At 62.7% G+C, this 21,342-nt stretch carries 23 protein-coding genes; 11 read left to right on the top strand and 12 right to left on the bottom strand.

The genetic code is table 11. The annotated features are described in order from the left end of the window. Nucleotides 1–18: 18 nt before the first annotated feature. The 4 genes from ACOX7T_RS10035 to ACOX7T_RS10020 all read right to left on the bottom strand — a co-directional run bounded on the left by ACOX7T_RS10035 (nucleotide 19) and on the right by ACOX7T_RS10020 (nucleotide 4,604). On the bottom strand, nucleotides 19–999 hold the full coding sequence (locus ACOX7T_RS10035) for a DUF1385 domain-containing protein (protein WP_433442340.1): 981 nt from the start codon (nucleotides 997–999) through the stop codon (nucleotides 19–21). Between the two features lie 74 nt (nucleotides 1,000–1,073). Continuing rightward, nucleotides 1,074–2,504 carry a sensor histidine kinase gene (locus ACOX7T_RS10030; RefSeq protein WP_433442338.1) on the bottom strand — a complete coding sequence of 477 codons (1,431 nt, stop codon included), beginning with the start codon at nucleotides 2,502–2,504 and terminating at the stop codon, nucleotides 1,074–1,076. Between the two features lie 29 nt (nucleotides 2,505–2,533). Continuing rightward, a complete protein-coding gene (locus ACOX7T_RS10025; protein WP_433442336.1) occupies nucleotides 2,534–3,220 on the bottom strand; it encodes a response regulator transcription factor in 687 nt (228 codons plus the stop codon). Between the two features lie 25 nt (nucleotides 3,221–3,245). Then, nucleotides 3,246–4,604 carry a hypothetical protein gene (locus tag ACOX7T_RS10020; RefSeq protein ID WP_433442334.1) on the bottom strand — a complete coding sequence of 453 codons (1,359 nt, stop codon included), beginning with the start codon at nucleotides 4,602–4,604 and terminating at the stop codon, nucleotides 3,246–3,248. A gap of 208 nt (nucleotides 4,605–4,812) precedes the next feature. Here ACOX7T_RS10020 and cdd point away from each other — a divergent pair, with 208 nt between their 5' ends. Beyond that, the gene (cdd, locus tag ACOX7T_RS10015) at nucleotides 4,813–5,217 is read left to right on the top strand and encodes a cytidine deaminase (RefSeq protein ID WP_433442332.1); all 405 of its coding nucleotides are present in this window, start codon (nucleotides 4,813–4,815) and stop codon (nucleotides 5,215–5,217) included. A 192-nt stretch (nucleotides 5,218–5,409) separates the two neighbouring features. After that, a complete protein-coding gene (locus tag ACOX7T_RS10010; RefSeq protein WP_433442330.1) occupies nucleotides 5,410–5,649 on the top strand; it encodes a hypothetical protein in 240 nt (79 codons plus the stop codon). A gap of 83 nt (nucleotides 5,650–5,732) precedes the next feature. On the opposite strand, the gene ACOX7T_RS10005 is transcribed toward ACOX7T_RS10010, so the two are convergent. The 5 genes from ACOX7T_RS10005 to ACOX7T_RS09985 form a co-directional block, all read right to left on the bottom strand. Next, nucleotides 5,733–7,226, bottom strand: a complete 1,494-nt coding sequence (locus ACOX7T_RS10005; RefSeq protein WP_433442328.1) for a sensor histidine kinase — start codon at nucleotides 7,224–7,226, stop codon at nucleotides 5,733–5,735. 61 nt (nucleotides 7,227–7,287) lie between these two features. Beyond that, nucleotides 7,288–7,779 carry a hypothetical protein gene (locus ACOX7T_RS10000; RefSeq protein ID WP_433442326.1) on the bottom strand — a complete coding sequence of 164 codons (492 nt, stop codon included), beginning with the start codon at nucleotides 7,777–7,779 and terminating at the stop codon, nucleotides 7,288–7,290. Beyond that, the gene (locus ACOX7T_RS09995; protein WP_433442324.1) at nucleotides 7,776–8,456 is read right to left on the bottom strand and encodes a response regulator transcription factor; all 681 of its coding nucleotides are present in this window, start codon (nucleotides 8,454–8,456) and stop codon (nucleotides 7,776–7,778) included. Before ACOX7T_RS09995 ends, ACOX7T_RS10000 begins: the two co-directional genes overlap by 4 nt. A gap of 38 nt (nucleotides 8,457–8,494) precedes the next feature. Further along, the gene (locus tag ACOX7T_RS09990) at nucleotides 8,495–9,331 is read right to left on the bottom strand and encodes a ubiquitin (protein ID WP_433442322.1); all 837 of its coding nucleotides are present in this window, start codon (nucleotides 9,329–9,331) and stop codon (nucleotides 8,495–8,497) included. A gap of 98 nt (nucleotides 9,332–9,429) precedes the next feature. Continuing rightward, nucleotides 9,430–10,602 carry an NAD(P)-dependent malic enzyme gene (locus ACOX7T_RS09985; RefSeq protein ID WP_433442320.1) on the bottom strand — a complete coding sequence of 391 codons (1,173 nt, stop codon included), beginning with the start codon at nucleotides 10,600–10,602 and terminating at the stop codon, nucleotides 9,430–9,432. 204 nt (nucleotides 10,603–10,806) lie between these two features. Here ACOX7T_RS09985 and ACOX7T_RS09980 point away from each other — a divergent pair, with 204 nt between their 5' ends. From ACOX7T_RS09980 to secG, 7 genes are all read left to right on the top strand, one after another. Then, complete coding sequence (locus ACOX7T_RS09980; protein ID WP_433442318.1) at nucleotides 10,807–12,009, top strand: hypothetical protein; 1,203 nt, start codon at nucleotides 10,807–10,809, stop codon at nucleotides 12,007–12,009. Between the two features lie 11 nt (nucleotides 12,010–12,020). Beyond that, a complete protein-coding gene (locus ACOX7T_RS09975; RefSeq protein ID WP_433442316.1) occupies nucleotides 12,021–12,356 on the top strand; it encodes a hypothetical protein in 336 nt (111 codons plus the stop codon). 96 nt (nucleotides 12,357–12,452) lie between these two features. Further along, on the top strand, nucleotides 12,453–13,136 hold the full coding sequence (locus ACOX7T_RS09970; RefSeq protein ID WP_433442314.1) for a response regulator transcription factor: 684 nt from the start codon (nucleotides 12,453–12,455) through the stop codon (nucleotides 13,134–13,136). 31 nt (nucleotides 13,137–13,167) lie between these two features. Beyond that, nucleotides 13,168–14,211, top strand: coding sequence for an ATP-binding protein (locus ACOX7T_RS09965; RefSeq protein ID WP_433442312.1), 1,044 nt, complete (start codon nucleotides 13,168–13,170; stop codon nucleotides 14,209–14,211). 63 nt (nucleotides 14,212–14,274) lie between these two features. Further along, nucleotides 14,275–15,042, top strand: coding sequence for an ABC transporter ATP-binding protein (locus tag ACOX7T_RS09960; protein ID WP_433442310.1), 768 nt, complete (start codon nucleotides 14,275–14,277; stop codon nucleotides 15,040–15,042). Continuing rightward, on the top strand, nucleotides 15,032–17,029 hold the full coding sequence (locus tag ACOX7T_RS09955; RefSeq protein WP_433442308.1) for an FtsX-like permease family protein: 1,998 nt from the start codon (nucleotides 15,032–15,034) through the stop codon (nucleotides 17,027–17,029). Before ACOX7T_RS09960 ends, ACOX7T_RS09955 begins: the two co-directional genes overlap by 11 nt. A gap of 151 nt (nucleotides 17,030–17,180) precedes the next feature. Next, on the top strand, nucleotides 17,181–17,429 hold the full coding sequence (gene secG / locus ACOX7T_RS09950; RefSeq protein WP_433442306.1) for a preprotein translocase subunit SecG: 249 nt from the start codon (nucleotides 17,181–17,183) through the stop codon (nucleotides 17,427–17,429). A 96-nt stretch (nucleotides 17,430–17,525) separates the two neighbouring features. Here the strand turns inward: secG and ACOX7T_RS09945 are convergent, their stop codons facing one another. From ACOX7T_RS09945 to dusB, 3 genes are all read right to left on the bottom strand, one after another. Beyond that, nucleotides 17,526–18,602, bottom strand: a complete 1,077-nt coding sequence (locus ACOX7T_RS09945; protein ID WP_433442304.1) for an anti-sigma factor family protein — start codon at nucleotides 18,600–18,602, stop codon at nucleotides 17,526–17,528. Nucleotides 18,603–18,666: 64 nt separating this feature from the next. Beyond that, a complete protein-coding gene (locus ACOX7T_RS09940; RefSeq protein ID WP_433442302.1) occupies nucleotides 18,667–19,263 on the bottom strand; it encodes an RNA polymerase sigma factor in 597 nt (198 codons plus the stop codon). A 33-nt stretch (nucleotides 19,264–19,296) separates the two neighbouring features. Beyond that, nucleotides 19,297–20,268: a tRNA dihydrouridine synthase DusB gene (gene dusB / locus ACOX7T_RS09935; protein WP_433442300.1), complete on the bottom strand. Its 972-nt coding sequence runs from the start codon at nucleotides 20,266–20,268 to the stop codon at nucleotides 19,297–19,299. 116 nt (nucleotides 20,269–20,384) lie between these two features. Between dusB and rd the strand changes: the two genes are divergently transcribed. Then, entirely contained in the window at nucleotides 20,385–20,543 is a 159-nt protein-coding gene (gene rd, locus ACOX7T_RS09930) for a rubredoxin (protein WP_433442298.1), read from the top strand. Nucleotides 20,544–20,785: 242 nt separating this feature from the next. After that, nucleotides 20,786–21,331, top strand: a complete 546-nt coding sequence (locus tag ACOX7T_RS09925; RefSeq protein ID WP_433442296.1) for a QueT transporter family protein — start codon at nucleotides 20,786–20,788, stop codon at nucleotides 21,329–21,331. Nucleotides 21,332–21,342: the final 11 nt, after the last annotated feature.

Raw genomic sequence — 21,342 nt, 5'->3', positions numbered from 1 at the left:
GGTGCTCAGCGCTTCCTGTTACCAGGCATCCTTACCCTTCTCGCTGGGCAGCACCAGGGTCAGGGAGCGGATGCCCACCTCGATCATGGAGTCGTCCGGCTCAAAGGTGGTGAAGTTCTGCATCCACAGCCCCGGCGCACGGACGGCCCGGCAGATGATGTTGTCGTGGGCGCCCACCCAGCGGTTGATCTCGTAGGTAATGCCCACCACGATGGGCAGCATCAGCAGGTGCAGGCCCATACGTGCGAAGGTGTTGGTCACCTCGATGAAGGAGAACACCACGCTGGACACCAGAATGGCCACCACGATGACCACAAAGAGGAAACTGGTGCCGCAGCGGGGGTGGTGGCAGGGCTGGGCCCGGACGTTCTCCACCGTCAGGGGCAGGCCCTTCTCGTAGCAGAAGATGGTCTTGTGCTCGGCGCCGTGGTAGGAGAACACCCGGCGGATGTCCTTCATGCGGGAGCAGAGGATAAGGTAGCCCATAAAGATGACCACCCGGACCACGCCCTCCAGCAGGTTGCGCAGCCACATGGGCATGCCGCCCGCCAGCGCGCCGGCGGCGCCCACCAGGGCGGTGGGCAGCAGGATGAAGAGGCCCACAGAGAAGGCCATACCCATAATTACCGCCAGGGTGACAAAGAAGCTGGCGGCCTTCTCGCTGCCCAGATGCTTCTCCAGCCAGAGCTCGAACTTGGAGGGCTCCTCCTCTTCCTCCTCATCCTCCGGGAAGAAGGAGGCGGAGAACATGAGGGCCTTCACGCCGTTGGCCATGGAGGAGCCGAAGCTGAAGATACCCCGGATGAAGGGCAGGCCCAGGACGGGGTACTTGTCCTTGATGAGGACCCGGTCGTCCACCTTCTCCTCCAGCTCGCCGTCGGGTTTACGGACCACGATGGCCTTTTTCTCGGGGCCCATCATCATGATGCCCTCGATGAGCGCCTGACCGCCGATCATGGTCTTGAACGGGGTGGCGCAGGATTTGTGTTCATTTGACATGGGGTCGTGTTTCTCCTTTTGTTGCCTTTTGTATTTTATCAGACCGGCGGCCCGATTGCAAGAAAAATTAGAACTTATGTTCCAATCGGCAGATGGATGGTGACCACACAGCCGCCGCCCTCGGCGTTGCCGATGTCCAGGGTGCCGTTGTGGCGGGTGATGATCTCGTCGCACACCGCCAGGCCGATGCCGCTGCCTCTGGCCTTGGAGGAGCCCTTGTAGAACTTGTACTTCACGTGGGGCAGCTCCTCCTCGGGGATACCGGGGCCGTAGTCCCGGATGGTGATGATAATCTCTTCCCCCTCCCGGCGGATGGCGGTGTCGATGCGCTTGCCGCTGCCGCCGTGCTTGGCGGCGTTGTCAAAGAGGTTGGAGAACACCTGCCGCAGCCGCTCCGGGTCGGCCTCGATGGTGGGGAACTCCTCCTCGGTGTCCTCGTAGTTGAGAATAATGCCCTCCTTGCGGAAGAACTCCTTGTAGGTGTACACCGCGTCCTCCAGCTCGGCCTTGATGTCCACCGGCTCGATGGACAGGGTGAACCGGCCGTCCTCAATGCGGGAGAACTCCAGCAGCTCCTCCACCATGTTGGTGAGCCTGCGGGCCTCGGAGACGATGATATTCATGCCCTTGCGCACGTCCTCAGCGTCCCGCACCTCGCCGTTCTGAATGGTCTCGGCCCAGCCGTTGATGGCGGTGAGGGGGGTGCGCAGTTCGTGGGAGACAGAGGCGATAAACTCACTCTTGAGCTTCTCCGACTGCTTGATTTTCAGGGACATGTCGTTGATGGTGTCGGTCAGATCGCCGATCTCGTCGTCAAACTTCTTCTCAATCTGGATGCCGTAGCTGCCGGCGGCGATGCGCTTGGCGGTCTCGGTAATGCTGGCCACTGGCTCCACAATAGAGCGGACGAAATACAGGTTGGAGAAATAGACCAGGGCCAGAATGAGCGCGCCGATGAGCAGGGCGATGACGATGATCATGGTGATCTGCCGGTCCACCAGCCGCAGGGAGGTGACCATGCGGGCCACGGCCACCACCTCGCCGTTGATGACCAGGGGGCTGGAGACGGCCATGATGTGCTCGCCGGTCTGCGGGTCGTTTCCGGTCCAGGAGACGGTGTCCACCGTCTCAATGGCGCCGGAGATGTCGGGCGTGTCCGGCTTGGTGCCGGCGGTGAGTCCGTAGCGGTCGTCATTGCCGTAGCTGGAGACCTGGACTGTGCCGGTTGCCGCGTTGATGAACTGGACCTGGATGCCGTCCTGGTCGGAGAAACGGTTGGACACATAGTCCTGAGCGTACTGGAGGTACTCGGTCTCAGTGCGGGCGGTACTCTGGCTGACGGCGCTCTCCGCCTTGCCTTTGAGCTCAGAGCTCATGCTGGAGTAGTAGTAGCCCGCCAGGGCCACCGAGAAGGCGGTCACCGCCAGCAGGACGATGAGCAGCACCACGCTGATGGAGTTGACCATCCATCGTTTGCGGATGCCTTTGAATTTGTTGGATTTCATGTGTGGCTGTTCACCCCGGATTTTTTCTCTCAGAAGCCCCATTTATATCCATAGCCCCATACGGTGGTGATATAGGTGGGGTTCTGGGGGTTGTCCTCGATTTTGATGCGCAGGCGGCGGATATTCACGTCCACGATCTTCAGCTCGCCGAAGTAGTCCCTGCCCCAGACGGTGTCCAGGATCTCCTCCCGGGAGAGGGCCTGGCCCGGCTTTTCCATAAAGAGCTTCACAATGGAGTACTCCACAGGGGTCAGCTTGACCCGCTGGCCGTTTTTCTCCAGTGTCTGGTTGCGGGTGTTGAGGAGGAAGGGGGGCTGGGAGATCTCCCCGCTGTTCTCCTTCTCGGCGCCGCCGGTGCGGCGGTAGAGTGCGTCGATGCGGGCGGTCAGCTCCGCCGGGGAGAAGGGCTTGGTCACATAGTCGTCGGCGCCGGTCATCAGGCCGGTGACCTTGTCCATCTCCTGGGTGCGGGCGGTGAGCATGATGATGCCGATCTGGCTGTCGCTGGCCCGGATGCGGCGGCAGACCTCAAAGCCGTCCATGTCGGGCAGCATGATGTCCAGCAGGGCCACCTTGATATCCGGGTTGCGGCGCAGCTGAGCCAGGGCCTCCTCGCCGGTCTCGGCCTCAATGGCCTCATAGCCCGCCCGTTTGAGATTGATAACCACAAAGCTGCGGATGTTGGATTCATCCTCCAGCACAAGTACCTTTTTCATGTTCCTGCCTCCTCTTAGTCCCGTTTTACCAGTCCGTTGTGCTCTGCTTGAACATCTCCTGCACGCCCAGCTCATCCAGTCCGCAGTCCCAGACGTCGGTCTTCAGCTCGGCGGAGTAGATGGTGTTCTCGTCGGCGGTGAGGGTGAACCGCTCCCCCATCCGGGAGCGGGTGTACCGGTTGGGCCCGGTCAGCTTATAGATGGTGAGGAAGGTCTCCGGCTCCTGTTCCTCTCCGGTCCACAGGGAGAACGCGGTGGCCTTCTCACCGATGGTGGAGTACTGGCTGACGGTGATCTTGCCCTCCCACCAGTCGGGGAGGATGAAGTACCAGCCGTCGTCAAAGTTGTGGTAGGTGGTGAACACCGGCGTGCCCGCCCCGCTCAGGTCGTACTGAACCCAGGTGTACAGGGTCTCCGCCGTGGTGGTCCCGCCGCCGGAGATAAGGGGGACAGGCATGGGGATCTCCAGGAAATTGTCGTCGTTGATGTCCTTGGGCATGGCGTCATCCTTGGATCGGCGGGTGGAATTGCTCACACCCACGCCGCTGCCCGCCTCGCTGCTCTCCAGGGTGATGTTCTCCAGGGCGCCGTTCCGCCAGGCGAAGATATCGGTAACCACGCCCTCTCCCTGGTAGGAGGTGATGAATAGTCCGGGGGCTGTGGTGTTGCCCTCGGCATCTCCCCGGAGGTAACCGGTCTGGACGCCGTCGGTCACAATGCCGGTGACGCCCTGGGACAGCATGGGGCTGGACCGGAGCACCAGGTCGTTCTCCTCGGCGTCGTAGAACTCCACCCGGCTCTTGCCCTCGATGGTGTCCAGCCGCACCACGGCGATCTCCTTCCGGTTGTCCATGTCCAGGTCCTGGAGCTCAAAGCTGGTGTATCCGGTGTGGAGCATCTCGGTGGCCTGGTAGTGCTCGATGGAGTAGACCGACAGGACATAGGCGTTGCCGCTCACCAGCCAGCTCACCACCAGCTCCTTGGAGGGTCCGCCGCACACGTCCTCATAGCTGATGGAGTTGATGGCGGCCCCCTCGCCCTCAATGACGGTGCCCAGCTCATATCCCTCCTCGGTGAGGCGGAAGATGTAGATCTTCAGGGGCTTGTCGTCGCCGGAGGCGCTGACCCGGAAGAAGGCCAGGGCCTCCATGACCCCGTCCCCGTCCAGGTCCTGGAGCTGGACGGGCTGGTTGTTGGCGCCCATGATGGGGGCGGCGTACTCGGCGCCGGTGCCGGTGGTGACCTCTTCAATTTTCTCCTGCAGATTCTGGTACTCCTCGGGCAGCTTGGGCAGGGTGAACAGCTCGTCCACCGAGCGGAAGCAGCCGGTAAGGGTGCCCAGCATCAGCGCGGCAACAAAAAACAGCAGGCATTTTTTCTTCATATCAGACCCTCCGGGGGCGGAATGTATCCAGGTCCGGCGCGGCGGGTGGCCCGCCCTGCACCGGTACAAAACAGCAGAATATTCAGAGATTATCATATCACATTTCCCTGTTGTTTGGTATGGTAATTTGTAAATTTTATGTCTCCTGTGGCTGCAGTTGACTTTTCCCCGCCCCATAGGATAAAATGAATTAAAGGAGGCATGCCCTATGACCGATCGAGAACTGGTAGAACTGGCCTTTACCATGCTGGAGCGCTCCTATGTGCCCTACTCCGGCTTTCCCGTGGGCGCGGCCCTGGAGTGTGCCGACGGCACGGTGTTTACCGGCTGCAACGTGGAAAACGCGGCCTACGGCTCCACCATCTGCGCCGAGCGCACCGCCCTTGTGAAGGCGGTGAGCGAAGGCCACCGGGACGACTGGAAGCGCATCGCCGTGGTGGGCAATTCGGCGGACTACTGCTGGCCCTGCGGCGCCTGCCGTCAGATGCTCTATGAGTTTGCCCCCGACCTGACGGTGCTGGTGGCCCGTGGAGACCACGAGTTTGTCACCCTTCCCCTGAAAGAGCTGCTGCCCTACGGCTTCGGCCCCAAGTCCCTGACCACGGAGGACTGAGCCGGCAAAAAGGCGGTGATTGCTTTGCGCCGGTCGCTTAAGTTCGCTGCCGGATGGTTCAGGCTGTTGTCCGGCCTTATGTGCCTTGCACTGGCTGTCATTCCCCTGTCCATAACCCTTTTCTCCGTCCTGGGCGCTATAAAAAACGGGAATCCGGTTCTGTGGCGCAGGGTTTTTGTCGCTGTATTTGTCGTGCTTTGTATCATCGCCCTTCTCTCCGCCGGGATGTATCTGTTTGCCTCCCGGTCAAAAAAGCCTCTGCTGTGCGCCCTGTTCGGCGGATGCAGGCTGCTGCGGTATATCAGCGTCCTGAACTGGGAAGTGGGCGCCCTGGAGGTTATCGTCGTATTCAACACGCTCTTTGCCCGCTTCATCTGGCAGGGCTTCAGCGCAAGGTGTGGAACATCATCGCAGAAAAAACAGGTCAGCTGAAAAAGAGCCCCTACGATTAAGACTGTAAAACATAAGCCCGAGGCAGAATGCATTCTGCCTCGGGCTTATGTTTTCTTTCTCTTTCAGGCCAGCTTCTTGTCCTCCGCTGGCTGGGCCGGGGCGGACTGCTGGACGGGCGGAGCCAGGGGGAGCACCACGGTCATGCGGGTGCCGATGCCCTCCCGGCTGGTCACCTCGAACCAGCCGCCGTGGCGGTCCACAATCCACTTGGCGATGGCCAGGCCCAGGCCGGTGCCGCCGGTCTGGCGGGCTCTGGACTGGTCGGTGCGGTAGAACCGCTCAAAGATATGGGGCAGGCTCTCGGCGTCGATGCCCTGGCCCTCGTCCTGGACGGTGAGCCGGGCGGTGCCGTCCCGCTTCTCCACCCCCAGGCGGATGCAGCCGCCGGCGGGGGTGTACTTGATGGAGTTGTCCACCAGAATGCGCATGGCCTGCTTGATAAGGCCCACATCGGCGTGGACGGTCACATTCTCCTCCCACCGGGCTGAGAACTGGTGGGTCTGGTCGATCATCTCGGTCTCCCGCAGCACCTCGGCGGCCACGGCGGTCAGGTCGAAGTCCTCAAACTCCACGTGCATGGACTCGTTGTCTCCCCGGGCCAGGAAGAGCAGCTGCTCCACCAGCTCCTTCATGGAGGCGGCCTCGGCGCTGATGGCGTCGATGGCCTCCTGCCGGGTCTCGGGGTCGTCCTTGCCCCAGCGGTTGAGCATGTTGGCGTACCCCTGGATGACGGCAATGGGGGTGCGCAGCTCGTGGCTGGCGTCCGAGACAAAGCGCATCTGGGAGCGGTAGGCCTCGTTGATGCGGTCCAGCATGGCGTTGATGGCCTCTGCCAGGGTTTTCAATTCCTTCTGCTGGCCGGTCACCGAGATGCGGGTGTCCAGGTGGGTGGCGTTGATCTGGTCCAGCTTGCCCGCCAGGGCCTGGAGCTCCTCGGGGGACATGCCGGAGACGGTGTTGAGCCGTGCAGCAGCCGCAGCCAGGTCCTGGATGGGCCGCAGGGTCTTTTTGATGGTCCCGGCGTTTTTGAACAGGTTGGAGATCAGGCTCAGAAGCTGGAACACCAGCAGCACCCGGGACGCCACGGAAAAGAAGGTCATGGGGCCCTGGAGGTCCAGGGTGATGGCATAGGGCTCCTCTCCCGGCATCTCCACGGTGTAGCTGGTGGCGCCGCCGGTGCGGAAGGCCACCAGGAAGAAGAAGTCGATCTCTCCCGGGTTGAAGTACCGCACGCCCCGTGCGGTCTCGTCCGGGGTGGGCAGCCATGCGGGCAGCCGGTAGCCCTCGCTGTCCCCGATACCCGCGGTGACGATGTAGTCGCCCGCGTTCATCCACTCGGTGGCCTCCGCCGTGGGCACGCCCCGCTCCTCCACCAGGCCGTTGATTTCAGCCGCCTGTTTCTCCGCCCAGATGAACATCCCCCCGCAGAAGAGCAGGGTGATGAGCAGGTTCATGCCCACATAGATGCCCAGCAGGCGGAAAAAGAGCCTGGTGTTGAGCCGCAGAACGATGGAGGATTTGGTCCGTTCCGGCCTGTTGACTTGTTTTGCTGCCATACTCCATTCCCCATTCCGCGCCGGACGGCTCCGGCCTGTCCGCTTTTATCCCTGCCGGAGGTCAGCCCTCCAGCCACGCCAGCACAGGGGCCAGCTGTTCCTCGGTCACCCAGCTTCCGCCGTTGACAAAGGCGTCCCGCAGCATGCGGTCAGCCTCGGTTTTGACGGGCTGCCTGAGCACCGACTTGGTCTTGACCGCCATCATGGTCCGGTACAGCCAAGGCAGCTGCCTGGGGGCGTAGCCGCCCCGGAGGTAAAACAGGGACTCCCCGCCGTCCAGGCCGTTGTCCCTGGCCATTTTCTCCTTGCCCTCCTTGCTGGGCACGGCCATGCCCACGGCGCACACGGCCCGGACGTCAAACCGCTTCCGGGCCTGCTTCAGGCCCTTCACTCCGCCGGCCATCAGCCAGCCCAGGTAAATCACAGGCGTATTGGGGGCCAGGCTGGCCTCCTTCAGGTCCAGCACCGGCAGATTGGCGGCCTTGCCCAGCATGTGGGCGTAGCGTCTGGTGTTTCCGGTGCAGCTGGTATACACAATCGCTTCGGCTTTCATTCGTTTTCCTCCCGAATTACATACCCCACACCCCGGACGGTGTGAATCAGCTTGATACCAAATGCCTCGTCAATTTTGGCGCGGAGGAAGCGGATATACACGTCCACCGCGTTGGTCTCTCCCACGAAGTCAAAGCCCCACACGTTGTCCAGCAGGGACTCCCGGGAGATAACCTTCTCCTTGTTCTCCAGCAGATAGCGCAGCAGATCGAACTCCCGGCGGGTCAGCTCCACCGGGGTGCCCTTCACGGTGACCTCATGGCGCTCCGGGTCCATGGTCAGGGGCCCGGCGGTGAGGACGGCGCTCTCCTGCCGTGCCGGACGCTTGCGCAGGGCAGCACGGATGCGGGCCAGCAGCTCCTCAATCTCAAAGGGCTTGGTGATGTAGTCGTCGGCGCCCGAGTCCAGTCCGGACACCTTATCCACCACGGTGTCCCGGGCGGTGACCATGATAACGGGCACCTGGCTCTCCCGCCGCAGGCGGCGGAGCACCTCCATGCCCGACATGGATGGGAGCATGATGTCCAGCAGAATCAGGTCAAAGCCACCGGAGAGGGCTTTTTCCAGACCCTCCCGGCCGTCAAAGGCCTTCTCCACCTCGTAGCCCTCGTAGCGCAGCTCCAGCTCCACCACCCGGGCCAGCTTCTCCTCGTCCTCCACCAGCAGAATCTTGGGCATATCCCTTTGCCTCCCAACAGGCGGCGGCTGCGCCGCCCTTACTCCTTCTTGTCACTGCTGGAGAGCCAGCGGTCCAGCTCCTCCAGCTTCTTGTCCACGGCCCCCAGGGCCTTATCCACGGCGTTGATGGCCTTGTCGGCCACATCGGCCCGCTGGGCGGCCTCCGCCGCCTTCTTCACGGCCTTCTCCGCCGCGCTGGCCGCTTTTTCCGCTGCCCGCGCGGCCTTCTCTCCGGCGGCCTCTGCTTTTTTGCGCCGCTCCTGCTTCTGCGCCTCCCGGTCCGGCTCACCGGCAGGAGACGCTTTCTCCTTCTTCTCGTCGGTGAACTCCCGGCGCACCTCTTCCACCATGCCGTCCACCGTGTCGGACATGCTGTCCATCACGTTGTTGACCGACTCCTTGCCCAGGTCCGGCCCCACAAAGCGGTACCGGCAGCCCAGGAACAGGCCGATGATCAGCAGGGGGACCGTAATCCAGAACACCAGGATAAACAGCAGCACCAGGATGAGCACCGGCATGGAGGTCATCATCTCTCCCCGGCGCCACACCTCAAACTGGTTCACCGTGGCGTGGCGGAGCAGGTTCTTCGCCGCCTCCCACACCTCGGCGGCGCCGTCCCGCCAGTCGCTGCGCTTCCTGCCCCGGCCGTTCTGGGCGCTCTCCGGGCTGAGCACCAGCCGGGCAGCCTCAGCGGCCTTCTCTCCCGGTCTGGTGGTAAAGGTGGCTCCGGCAGTGCGGCTGTGCCCCTCCCGCTCCAGCAGGATGATGGCGTCCAGCAGATTGCCGCCGGTCCGCTCCAGCGCGTCCCGGCACATCTCATAGGTGGCGCCCGATTTCTCCCGAAGGCGCTCCACCTGTTCCATTGTCACTGCCATGGAGGTTCCCCCATTTCCTGTTATCTGGAGACAGTATACCCCCGCAAGAGCACGGAGACCATTTACTGATTCTTAAAACTCAATTAAAATGCCCGCGCTCACAGCCGGGCCACGCCGCTGTCCCGGGCGGCCTGAGCCACAGCCTTGGCCACGGCGGGGGTGATTCTGGTGTCAAATCCCTCGGGGACAATGTGGTCGGGGGCCAGGTCGTCCCCCACCAGGTCGGCCAGGGCATAGGCGGCGGCCAGCTTCATCTCGTCGTTGATATCCCTGGCCCGCACGTCCAGGGCGCCCCGGAACACGCCGGGGAAGGCCATCATGTTGTTGATCTGGTTGGGGAAGTCGCTCCGGCCGGTGCCCACCACGGCGGCGCCGGCTTCCAGGGCCACGTCGGGCATGATCTCGGGCACCGGGTTGGCCATGGCGAAGAGGATGGGGTCCTTGGCCATGGAGCGCACCATGTCCCCGGTGACCAGGTTGGGGGCGGACACGCCCACGAACAGATCGGCGCCCACCATGGCCTCGGCCAGACCGCCCCGGACGGTGGGCTGGCTCAGCTCGGCCAGCTCAGAGAGCCAGGGATCGCCGGCCAGGTCGGGCCGGCCGGGGTAGACCACGCCGTTGATGTCGCAGAGGACGGCGTGGCGCAGGCCCATCTTCCACAGCAGCTTGAACACGGCGGTACCCGCCGCGCCTGCGCCGGAGAACACGGCGTGGATGTCCTCAATCTTCTTGCCGGTGAGCTTGAGGGCGTTGGTGAGGGCGGCCGCCACCACAATGGCGGTGCCGTGCTGGTCATCGTGGAAGATGGGGATGTCGCAGCACTCCTTCAGACGCTTCTCAATCTCAAAGCACCGGGGGGCGGCGATATCCTCCAGGTTGATGCCGCCGAAGGAGCCGGCCAGGAGACGGATGGTGTTGACGATGTCGTCCACATCCTTGCTGCGGATGCACAGGGGAATGGCGTCCACGTCACCGAAGGCCTTGAGCAGGAGGCACTTGCCCTCCATGACGGGCATACCGGCCTCGGGGCCGATGTCGCCCAGGCCCAGCACAGCGGTACCGTCGGTGATGACGGTGACGGTGTTCCAGCGGCCGGTGAGCTCAAAGCTCTTCTCCGGGTCCTTGTGGATCTCCAGGCAGGGGGCGGCCACGCCGGGGGTGTAGGCCAGGGAGAGGGCCTCCCGGCTGTCCACCGCCACCTTGGGCGTCACGCTCAGCTTGCCTTTCCACTCGTAGTGCAGGCGCAGGGACTCTTTTGCATAATCCATAGATGGGCCTCTTTTCACATGATTTTCCGGCTTCGGCGCTCCGCCGCTCCGGGGCAATTAATATCTTGTTATTATACTATGCCCGTCAGACCGGCGCAAGAGCGGCCCGGGTCTTTCCACTTTACCCGGGCCGAGCGCATGTGGTATAATGATTGTGTATTGCCCCATTCCCTTTCCGCCCCTTTTCCGGGAGGTGTGTCCGATATGAACTGGAAAAAATGTCTGCTCTCCCTGCTGTGCGCCGCAGCCATTGTGCTGGGGATCTCCCTGTCCGGCGCCCAGGCCGCCGAGGGCAAAATCAATATTCTGGCCCTCAACGACCAGGTGATCACCCCCATCAGCTCCACCAACATGCCCATCCAGGTGGGCGGCACTTATTACATACCCTATACGGTCTTTGACCCCAATGTGGTAGACGTGGATCTGGGCGTCAAATACTCCCTGCGCGACAACGTGCTCACCCTCTACACCAAGCAGGCGCTGCTGAAATACGACCTGAACGCCGGTACCTGTGAGGACCGGGACGGCAACACAGGCTATACCCGGGCCATTGTCCGGGGCAGCATGATCTACGTGTCCATGCCCAGTGTGTGCTCCTATTTCGGCATCCAGTCCTACCAGGAGGCCACCATCTACGGCCAGGTCATCCGTCTGACCACCTCCAGCGCCGTGCTCTCCGACCGGGACTTCATGGATTCCGCCCTGTCTACCTCTATCGCCGACGCCTATAAAAAGTACTGGCGGGGCCAGGAAAGCCTGAATCCCTCCACGTCGCCGTCCCAGTCCGTCTCCCCCTCCCCTTCTGTCACCATTCCCTTCTCCCCCTCTCCATCCCCCACGGACAGCAGTGAGCCGGGCGACAAGCGCTATGTGACGGTCTCCCTGGCCTTCCACCACACCGACGGGACAGGTCTGGCCGATATTCTGGACATTCTGGCCCGTGAGAACCGCACCGCCCTCTTCTTTATGCCGCCTGATGCCATCGGAGACAACGCCGCCCTCATTCGCCGCATGGTGGGCGCGGGGCACAGCGTAGGGCTGTCGGTGGCGGGCGGTCCCGCCTCCGATGCAACTCAGCTGCTCACCGAGGGAAACCGGCTGCTGGAGCTGGCCGCCCATATGAATACCCGCACCGTGCTGGTGGAAAATGGGGACGACGACACCATCGCCGCTCTGGAGGCCGACGGCTGGTCGGTATGGGAGGGCAACGTGTCCCTGCCCGAGTCCTCCTCTGTCTCCTACTGCGCGTCGTCGGTGCTCCGCAGCGCGGATTCCAAGCGCTCCCTGGCCCACATCACCCTGGACGACGACACCCGCTCGGCTCAGGTGCTGGACATCATCCTCCCCGCCCTCCGGGAGGACGGCTACACCTTCCGTCTGGCTGTGGGCGAGGCCCTGGACTGGTGAGGAGGTCTGCCATGAGAACCGTTCTGATGAATCACGCGCCCGTCCCGTCCGATGAACGTCGGGCCAGACTGCTGCGGCACCTGCTGGGCCGGATGCTGGAGCTGGAGGAGGATGGGCTGCGGGTGGATGCTCCCGCCGATCCCTTTGCGTTCCACGGGCCGCTGGTGTCGGTGACCTTTACCGGCCGGGACACCAAAGAGATGGCCCGCCGTCTGGAGGAGGAGTATCACATTTTGGTCTCCTGCGCAGATGACGGCATCCTGCTCTGTCCCGCTCCCGGTGTCACCTTTGAGGACATGGACTATGTCCAGGGCGCCGTGTACCAGCTGCTGCTGGAACAATCCTGATTTTCCACCCCGGAGCGGCGCTCCGGGGCTTTTTTATGTTTTCTTAAGGACCTTATCCACAATTTCGTGGTACACTGTGGAAAAGGATGTGAGACAATGGGATATACGGTGTTTCTGGCGGAGGACGACCTGCGCCTGCGGGATGAGCTCTCCGCGCTGCTGGAGCGGTACGGCTACCGCTGCCTGTTCCCGGCAGGATTTGAGGACCTGGCCGGACAGATTCTGTCCAGCGGCGTCCAGCTGGTGCTGCTGGACCTGGGTCTGCCCCGGTACGACGGCTACCACGTCTGCAGGGACCTGCGCGCCCGCAGCGCCCAGCTGCCCATTATGATAGTAACAAGCCGCTCCGACGAGCTGGACGAGCTGATGAGCATGAACCTGGGTGCGGACGACTTCATCACCAAGCCCTTCAACCCCCAGATTCTCCTGGCCCGGATGGCCCGATTGCTCCAGCGTGCCTACCCCTCCGGCGGCGGAGCGTCGGTACTGTCGGCGGGGGGCGTGTCCCTGGACCTGGGCAGCGGCACGGTGCGCTTTGAGGACAGAGATGCCCGACTCACCCGCAACGAGGTGCTGCTCCTGCGGCAGCTGCTCCGCCAGCCGGGGCAGATCGTCAGCCGGGACGCCCTGATGAACGCCCTGTGGCAATCCGACCAGTTTGTGGACGACAACACCCTCACCGTCAACGTGACCCGGCTGCGCCGCACCCTGGAGGAGCTGGGCCTGAAGGACGTGCTCATCACCCGCCGTGGCCAGGGGTACCAGCTGCTGCTGTCCTGACCGGCTATTCCGCTGAAAGGGAGGTCCCGCCATGACTCTGTCCGCCCTGCTCAAAGAAAAGCTGCCCCACCTGCTGGGGCTTGTGTTTATTCTGCTCTTCACGGCGGCCCTGCTGTTTTTGCTGCGGGTCCCCCCTTCGGCTACACTCTTTCTCTGTCTGGTGATTGCCCTGTGCGTCCTCCTGCCCCTGGGCGGCGAGATTGCCCGCAAGCTCCGGTTTTATCAGGACATGGAGGGCAGGCTGGAGGCCCTGGACGAGAAGTACCTGTTCTCTGAGGTGATGGTGGAGCCCGGCTTTCCCGAGGGCGAATTTCTCTTCTCCGCCGCCCGGACCATGGGTGCCTCCATGACGGAGGCGGTGGGGGACGCCCGGCGGGACATGGGGGAGTACCGGGAGTACATCGAGACCTGGATTCATGAGGTCAAGACCCCCATTGCCGCCGCCCGGCTGTGTCTGGAGAACCACCCCGGCCCCCTGTCCGACAGCGTGGAAGACGCCCTGTTCCAGATTGAGGGCTATGTGGAGCAGGCCCTGTTTTACGCCCGCAGCGGCGCAGTGGACCGGGACTACGCCGTCCGGTCCATGCCTCTGAGTCAGGCCGTCTCCGCCGCCCTGCGGCGGTACGTCCGTCCCCTTATTGAGGCCGGATTCCGGGTGGAGCTGAGGGAACTGGACGCGGTGGTCTGCTCCGACGGAAAGTGGGTGGAGTTCATCCTGGGCCAGCTTATCTCCAACTCCCTCAAGTACCGCTCCGCCGCCCCCAAGCTCACCTTCTCCCAGGAGGTGAAGCGGGACGGGGTGGTCCTCTCCCTCCTGGACAACGGCCCCGGCATCCCGCCGGAGGACCTGCCCCGTGTGTTTGACAAGGGCTTCACCGGCTCCAACGGTCGGAGGCTGTCCACCCGCTCCACCGGTCTGGGGCTGTACCTGTGCAGAAAGCTGTGCGCCCGGCTGGGACTGGGGCTGTCCCTCTCCTGTCCGCCCGGCGGCGGAACCCTGGCCGCCCTCACCTTCCCCCTGGGCCGCTTCCACCTGGCGGAGGGCCAGCCTTACAAAACTGTCACCTCCCCGTAAGGTCCGCCCATGGCCCCGCCGGCCGGGCCGGGGTACAATAGGCCCATAAGGAGGGATTCCGCCATGGAACCGATTCTCACCGTCACTCATCTTCAAAAATATTACGGCGCCCGCAGTTCTGTGACCCGGGCCATTGACGACATGAGCTTTTCCGTCCAGCCGGGGGAGTTCGTGGGCATCATGGGCGCATCGGGCAGCGGCAAGACCACCCTGCTCAACTGCATCGCCACCATCGACCGGCCCACCGCCGGACACATCATTGTGGACGGCGCGGACATTACCGCCATGAAGAACAAGGCCCTGTCCAAATTCCGCCGGGAGCGGCTGGGCTTTGTCTTTCAGGACTGCAACCTGCTGGACACCCTCACCGCCTTCGAGAACATCGCCCTGGCCCTCACCATTCTCAAGACTCCGGCAAAGGAGATTGAGCCCCGGGTGAAGGAGACAGCCCGGCTGCTGGAGATTGAGGAGTGCCTGTCCCGGTACCCCTACCAGCTCTCGGGCGGCCAGCGGCAGCGTGTAGCGGCCGCCCGGGCCATCATCACCCGTCCCACCCTGGTGCTGGCCGACGAGCCCACCGGCGCCCTGGACTCCAAGGCTGCCCGGCTGCTGCTGGACCGGTTCGAGGCCCTGAACCGGGAGCGGCAGGCCACCATCCTCATGGTCACCCACGACGCCTTTACCGCCAGCTACTGCCACCGTATCCTCTTTATCAAGGATGGCCGTCCCTTCACCGAGCTCATCCGTGGGGAGGACAGCCGGAAGGCCTTCTTCACCCGCATCATCCAGGTTGTGACCCTGCTGGGAGGTGACGACCGGGATGTTCTCTAAGCTGGCCCTGAAGAATGTGACACGCAGCCTGCGGGACTACTCGGTGTACTTCCTCACCCTCACCTTCGGCGTGTGCATCTTCTACGTGTTCAACTCCATGGACGCCCAGTACGTCATGGAGGCTCTCAAGGGCGGAAACAACATCGCCCGCACCATCATCCAGCTCATCGACGTCATCTCGGTGTTTGTGTCGGTGGTTCTGGCCTTTCTCATTCTCTACGCCAACAGCTTCATGGTCCGCCGCCGGAAGAAGGAGCTGGGCACCTACCTGCTGCTTGGCATGGGCACCGGCGCCATCTCCGGCCTTCTCTTCCTGGAGACGCTCCTCATCGGCCTGCTGTCCCTGGGGGTGGGCCTGGCCCTGGGCGTCTTTCTGTCCCAGTTCATCTCGGTGTTTACCGCCAGCCTCTTTGCCATTGACGTTCCCGAATTTCACTTCGTCTTTTCTCCCCGCGCCCTGGGCAAGACGGTGCTCTACTTCGGCGTCATCTTTCTGGTGGTCATGTGCTTCAACTCCCTGTCCGTGTCCCGGTGCAAGCTGCTTGACCTGATGCAGGCGGGCAAGCGGAACCAGGAGCTGAAGGTGAAGAACCTGGGTGTGTCGGCGGTCCTCTTTGTGGTGGGGGCCGTGCTGCTGGGCATCGCCTACGCCATGCTCCTCTACCGGGGCATCCTGCGGGTGGACACCCTGTTCTTTGTCATGCTGGCCCTGGGCACGGCAGGCACCCTGCTGTTCTTCCTGTCCCTGTCCGGCTTCCTGCTGCGGGTGTGCCAGGCCAACAAGAAGCTCTACTACAAGGGCCTGAATATGTTCATCCTGCGCCAGTTCAACTCCCGCATCAACAGCACCTATGTGTCCATGACGGTCATCTGCCTCATGCTCCTGCTGGCCATCGGCATTACCGCCTGCTCCATCGGCCTGAACAACACCATCTCCCAGCTCACCAACGCCCAGGCGCCCTATGATGTCTCCCTGGCCGCCCAGCGTTATGACGCAGCGACAGGCGAGGAGCTGCCCACAGATATCCCCGGCGCACTGAAGGAGGCGGGCTTTGACCCTGAGATCCAGCTGTCCCAGAGCGCCGAGGTGGAGCTGTGGCAGGGACAGCTCTACGTGCCCGAGTGGGATGAATATCTGGTGGAGCATGTGCTCCCCCTGTCCAGCTACAACGGCCTCCGCTCCCTGGAGGGACTGGAACCCATCACGCTGGAGCCCTCCACATACCTCTGGGTGGTGGGGGTTGAGGATGAATGGATGACCCGGCTGCTTGCCGACAACCCTTCTCTGGTAGCCAATCACCACACCCTGACAGCCGGAGCGGACCCCATCCATGCCGCCCTGTCCATCGGCTACTCCAGCGAGGCTCAGAACTATCTCATCATCCCCGATGAGGTTCTGGAGGGTGCGGGCGACTGGGATACCAGTAAAATGTACCGCAATGTCACCTACTACTGTGCCAATTACCGCACCGACGTGCCCAAGGAGGACACGGAGGCGCTGCTCCGGAGCGTCCTCTCTGATTACTACCGTTCCGTGCTGGGAGAGGATGCCGGCAGCACCCGCACCTACACCAAGCTGGAGGTCTATCAGGAGACCATGGGCACCAAGATTCTGGTCCTCTTTCTGGGTATCTACCTGGGCATCATCTTCCTGCTGACCTCGGCGGCGGTGCTGGCTCTCCAGCAGCTGAGCCAGGCGGCGGACAACCAGGAGCGGTACGCGGTGCTCACCCGTCTGGGCGTGGAGGAGAAGATGCGGGACCGGTCGGTGTATGTCCAGGTATTTCTGGCCTTCTTCCTGCCGCTGTTCCTGGCGGTCATCCACGCTGTGGTGGGCATGACAGCGGCCAACAGAGTTATCTTGTCGGTTGGCAAGCTGGACGCCGTGGCCTCCAGCGCCGTTACCGCCGTGTTTATCCTGGTGGTATATGGCGCCTACTTCCTGGCCACCTGCTGGGGCAGCCGCCGGATTGTCCGTGGCCGCTGAGTACAAAAGCGCGGAGAAAAACCGGAAATTTTCATCGTCCTCTTGCAATCCCGGGTCAAATATGCTATGATTAGTGCTACGTTTAGACGGTGCATGGTCAGAGTGCGCCCTTTTGTGAAAATACAGCGCCCCCTCGGGGTCGAAAGGAACGATGAAAGCAATGAGCATTCCCAAGATTGTTGTGACGGTTATCCAGATTCTCTCCGGTCTGTTCCTCATCGCTGTGGTTCTGCTCCAGTCCGGCAAGAGCGCCGGCCTCAGCGGCGCCATCGCCGGCGGCATGGACACCTTTATGGCCAAGAACAAGGCCAAGACCTGGGACGCCAAGCTGGCCAAGTGGACCAAGTGGGTCGCCATCCTGTTTATGGTGCTTACCCTTGTCCTGAGCCTGATGAAGTAAGAATGCAATGAAAACCGGCGCTGCTCCTGACGGGGCAGCGCCGATTTTTTGTAAGCATAAAAAGAGCTGAGGCCAATCGGCCTCAGCTCTTTTTTGTTATTCATCCACGGCCTTCCAGAAGGCGGCGTCATCTCCGGGGGTGTTGTCCGTCCACGCAGTGAGGATTTCCCCGTCTCCCGCCACAGGTACGGCGTAGAAATTCAGGGTGCTGTCCTCACTGTCGGTGGTGGTCTCATACAGCTTGAAAATGCTGTACATCCCGTTTTCGCTCTCCCGCAGATAGCGGAGCATAGCGGTCCGGGTCCCGTCCGCACTGGTGAGACAGTAGCCGGTCAGGCTCTCGTCCGCCGCAGCTGTGCCTGTGGGCCAGTCGGCGGAGAGAATCTCCTCATAAATCCGTCCGGCAGCCGCTGCCACAGGGTCAATGGCCGTCTGGAGCACGCTGACGCCCCTGTTCTCCTCGGGCGTATCTTCAGGCTCGGCAGACCGGAAGGGCGTCACCCCAGTGTTTTGTCCCTGGCCGTCCCCGCCAGCTTCTCCCGTCTGGCCGCCGTTCTGGGGCGACTGGGATGCCTGTGCGCCGGTGGTGCTCTTGCCGGTTCCCTCTCCGCCAGAGGTCTGGGCATCCGCCTGAGCGGGCTGGACCTGCTTTCCTTCCGTCTCACCGACAGAGGGCTCGGTCTGGACATCATTCTCTTCGCCAGAGACAGCCGTCTTACCCTCCACTGGCAGCGAATCCGCCGTAGCAGGCTCACTGGCCTCCGGCTGGGCGGAATAGACCGATGCGCTGGGCACCGGCTCATTTTCGGGAATTCCTGTGGTATCGCCGCCGAAGCGCATAGCCAGGGCACTCATGAACACCACGGCCATCGCAGCGGCCATGGCGCCCCAGGAACGCCATACCTTTCGCCCGGAGCGTCGCTTCCGGACCTCCTCCAGGGAGATGGGCGCGCTCTCCTCCCTGATCCGGGCCATGACCCGCTCCTTCAGCTCGGGAGGCGGCTCCTGATACAGCCCCGGCATGGCGGCGTGGAGCTCTTCCAGATCCGCCGCCAGAGCCCGGCAGTCGGGGCAGTGGGACAGATGCTCCTCCAGCCCGGCGGCTTCCTCGGGCGTCAAATCCCCGTCCAGCCGGGCGCTGAGCAGATCCAGCGCCTGATCGCAGGTATACACGGCGTTTCACCTCTCTTTCTCCCCCGCAGCGTACAGCGCTTTTGGGGGATGCGTTTTTCTTTCTTCATGTTATGGACGATGAAGCGCCGGAAAAGTTCCCGTCCTTCACCAAAATTTTGCGCAGGGCCACACGCGCTCTGGCAATGCGGGACTTGACCGTCCCCTCCTCCAGCTTGAGCACCGCGCCGATCTCCGCGTAGCTCATGCCGCTGAGCTCCCGCATTACCAGCACCTGCCGGTGCTCCTCCGAGAGGGACATGAGCCCCCGGCGGATGTCCTCCCGCAGCTCCCGCCGCTCCACTTCCCGCTCGGGGGAGTGGCGGTGGTCGGGCAGCTCGGCCTGACGCTCTTCCTCCTCATCGTCCAGCGACACCGTCATGGAGATGTCCTTCCGCCGCTTCTCCCGGCGGAGGAAGTCGATACAGGCGTTGGAGGCCAGGCGGTAGAGCCAGGTAGAAAAGGAGCTGTCTCCCTGGAACTTGTCCAGCCCCCGCCAGGCGTTAAGAAAGGCCTCCTGGGACAGATCCAGCGCATCCTCAGGAGAGCCCGTCATCCGCAGTGTCAGATTGTAGATGCGGCCCTGGTTTGCCTCTACCAGGGCCCCGAAGGCCTCCTGGTCGCCTCTCTTGGCACGGGCCACCAGCTCCCGCTCGTTTTCCACTCCGTTTCACCTGCCTTTTTCCATTCCAAATTGTTATTTCAGGTCACGTTTAATACCAACCGTAATCTGGTATATGTCCTCCAGGGTGTTGATGTGGCTGATCTGCTCCTTGTAGTATCCGGCAAAGGCCACGCCCTTCAGGTACCATGCGTACTGCTTTCTGGCCTCCAGGCAGGCGATGTGCTCCCCCTTGTGGGCGGCCGCCAGCTCAAACTGCCGCACCGCCGTGTCCACCCGCTCGGCCAGCGGGGGCAGGGGCGGAATCGCCTCCCCCTCCAGGGCGGCTTTGGCCTGCTGGAACACCCAGGGGTTGCCGAAGCAGCCCCGGCCAATCATGGCCATGTCCGCGCCGGTGTAGCGCAGGATGCGTACCGCCGCCGGGCCGTCAAACACGTCGCCGTTGGCGATGACCGGAATGGACACCGCCTGCTTTACCTCCCGGATGTAGTCCCAGTTGGCAGTGCCGGCGTACATCTGGGTACGGGTGCGGCCGTGTACCGCCACGGCGGATACCCCGGCAGACTCCATGGCCTTTGCAAACTCCACACAGTTGATGGAGCCCTTGTCCCAGCCCAGGCGGAATTTGACGGTCACAGGCCGCTCACCGGCGCCCCGCACCACGGCCTCGGCCACCCGGACGGCCTTGTCCACGTCCCGCATCAGGCCGGAGCCGTCGCCGGAGTTGGCCACCTTGGGCACCGGGCAGCCCATGTTGATATCAATGATGTCCGCGCCGGACACCTCCCCGGCGATGGCGGCTGCCTCCTCCATGCATTTCTCGTCGCTGCCGAAGATCTGGGCGGCGCAGGGGTGCTCCCCCTCCCCCAGCTTGAGCAGCGGGATGGACTTCTTGTCCTGATAGCACAGGGCCTTGGCGCTGACCATCTCGGTAATGGTGTACCCGGCACCCAGCTCCCGGCAGATGGTGCGGAAGGCCAAATCGGTGACGCCCGCCATGGGCGCAAGACATAATTTTGAATTTATTGTAACATTTTTGATTTTCACAACAAACCTCAGTTGACAAATGGATTACCGCCATTGTATCATAAAGCGACCCCCGGGACAAGCGCTAAGGCGTCCCCGGCGGGGAAACGAATTTTGAAGCAAAGGAGCTGTGTTTCATGGACAAGTACGTCTGCGATATCTGCGGCTATATCTACGACCCCGAGGTGGGCGATCCCGATAACGGCGTGGCCCCCGGCACCGCCTGGGCCGATGTGCCCGAGGACTGGGTCTGCCCCCTGTGCCAGGTGGGCAAGGACAGCTTTTCTCCCATGTAATGACCGCTGAAAAATGAGGTGTGCCCCGCTCTGTGGGGCACACCTCATTTTCATTTCTCCCCTTTTCCACTTTTCTTTTGACGAAAATCATGCTACAATACCCTCGACCGGTTCCCAAAACCCGGTCCAACCGGAACAGAGAAAGCCGTCCGGAGGCGTATGCGCCATGCCTCCGGGGTAGGGACCTGTTCCGCTGTGCGCGGCGCGCGCACTCTAAAGATAAAATTGGAGGTATTGTTTCCATGATCCAGACCAGTTCCAAGCGCAAATTCACCGTCAGAGAGCTGACCCTGGCCGCTGTGGTGGCGGCCGTGTACTTCGTCCTGTGCTACTTCGGCAACATCTTTCAGCTCACCTTCGGCCCCGTCCAGGTGCGGCTGGGAGAGGCGCTCACCGTGCTGCCCTTCCTGTTCCCGGCCACCGCGCCGGGCGTGGCCCTGGGCTGCCTGCTGACCAACGTCCTCTCCCCCTACGGCCCCATCGACATGATTGTGGGCACCCTGGCCACTGCGCTGGCCGCCTGGCTGACTGCAAAGATGCCCCGGTGGTACCTGGCCGCTCTGCCCCCCATCGTGATGAACGCCCTTCTGCTGCCCCCCATGTGGGCCTGGGCCGAGGCGGGCGCCATCAACAGCGTGTTCTGGGCGTCCTATTGGTTCAACATGTGGACCTTTGTGGTGGGTGAGGCCCTGGCCTGCTATGTGCTGGGCACCGTGCTGCTGAAGGGCCTGTCCAGGGTCAAGTTCTTCCGTCCCATGATCCCCGCCGTACATCTGGCACACCTGTAAACCGCGGGCGG

Source organism: Pseudoflavonifractor sp., from assembly GCF_050943825.1.
Lineage (GTDB): Bacteria > Bacillota > Clostridia > Oscillospirales > Oscillospiraceae > Pseudoflavonifractor.
This window is presented reverse-complemented; position numbering and strand designations above follow the sequence as displayed.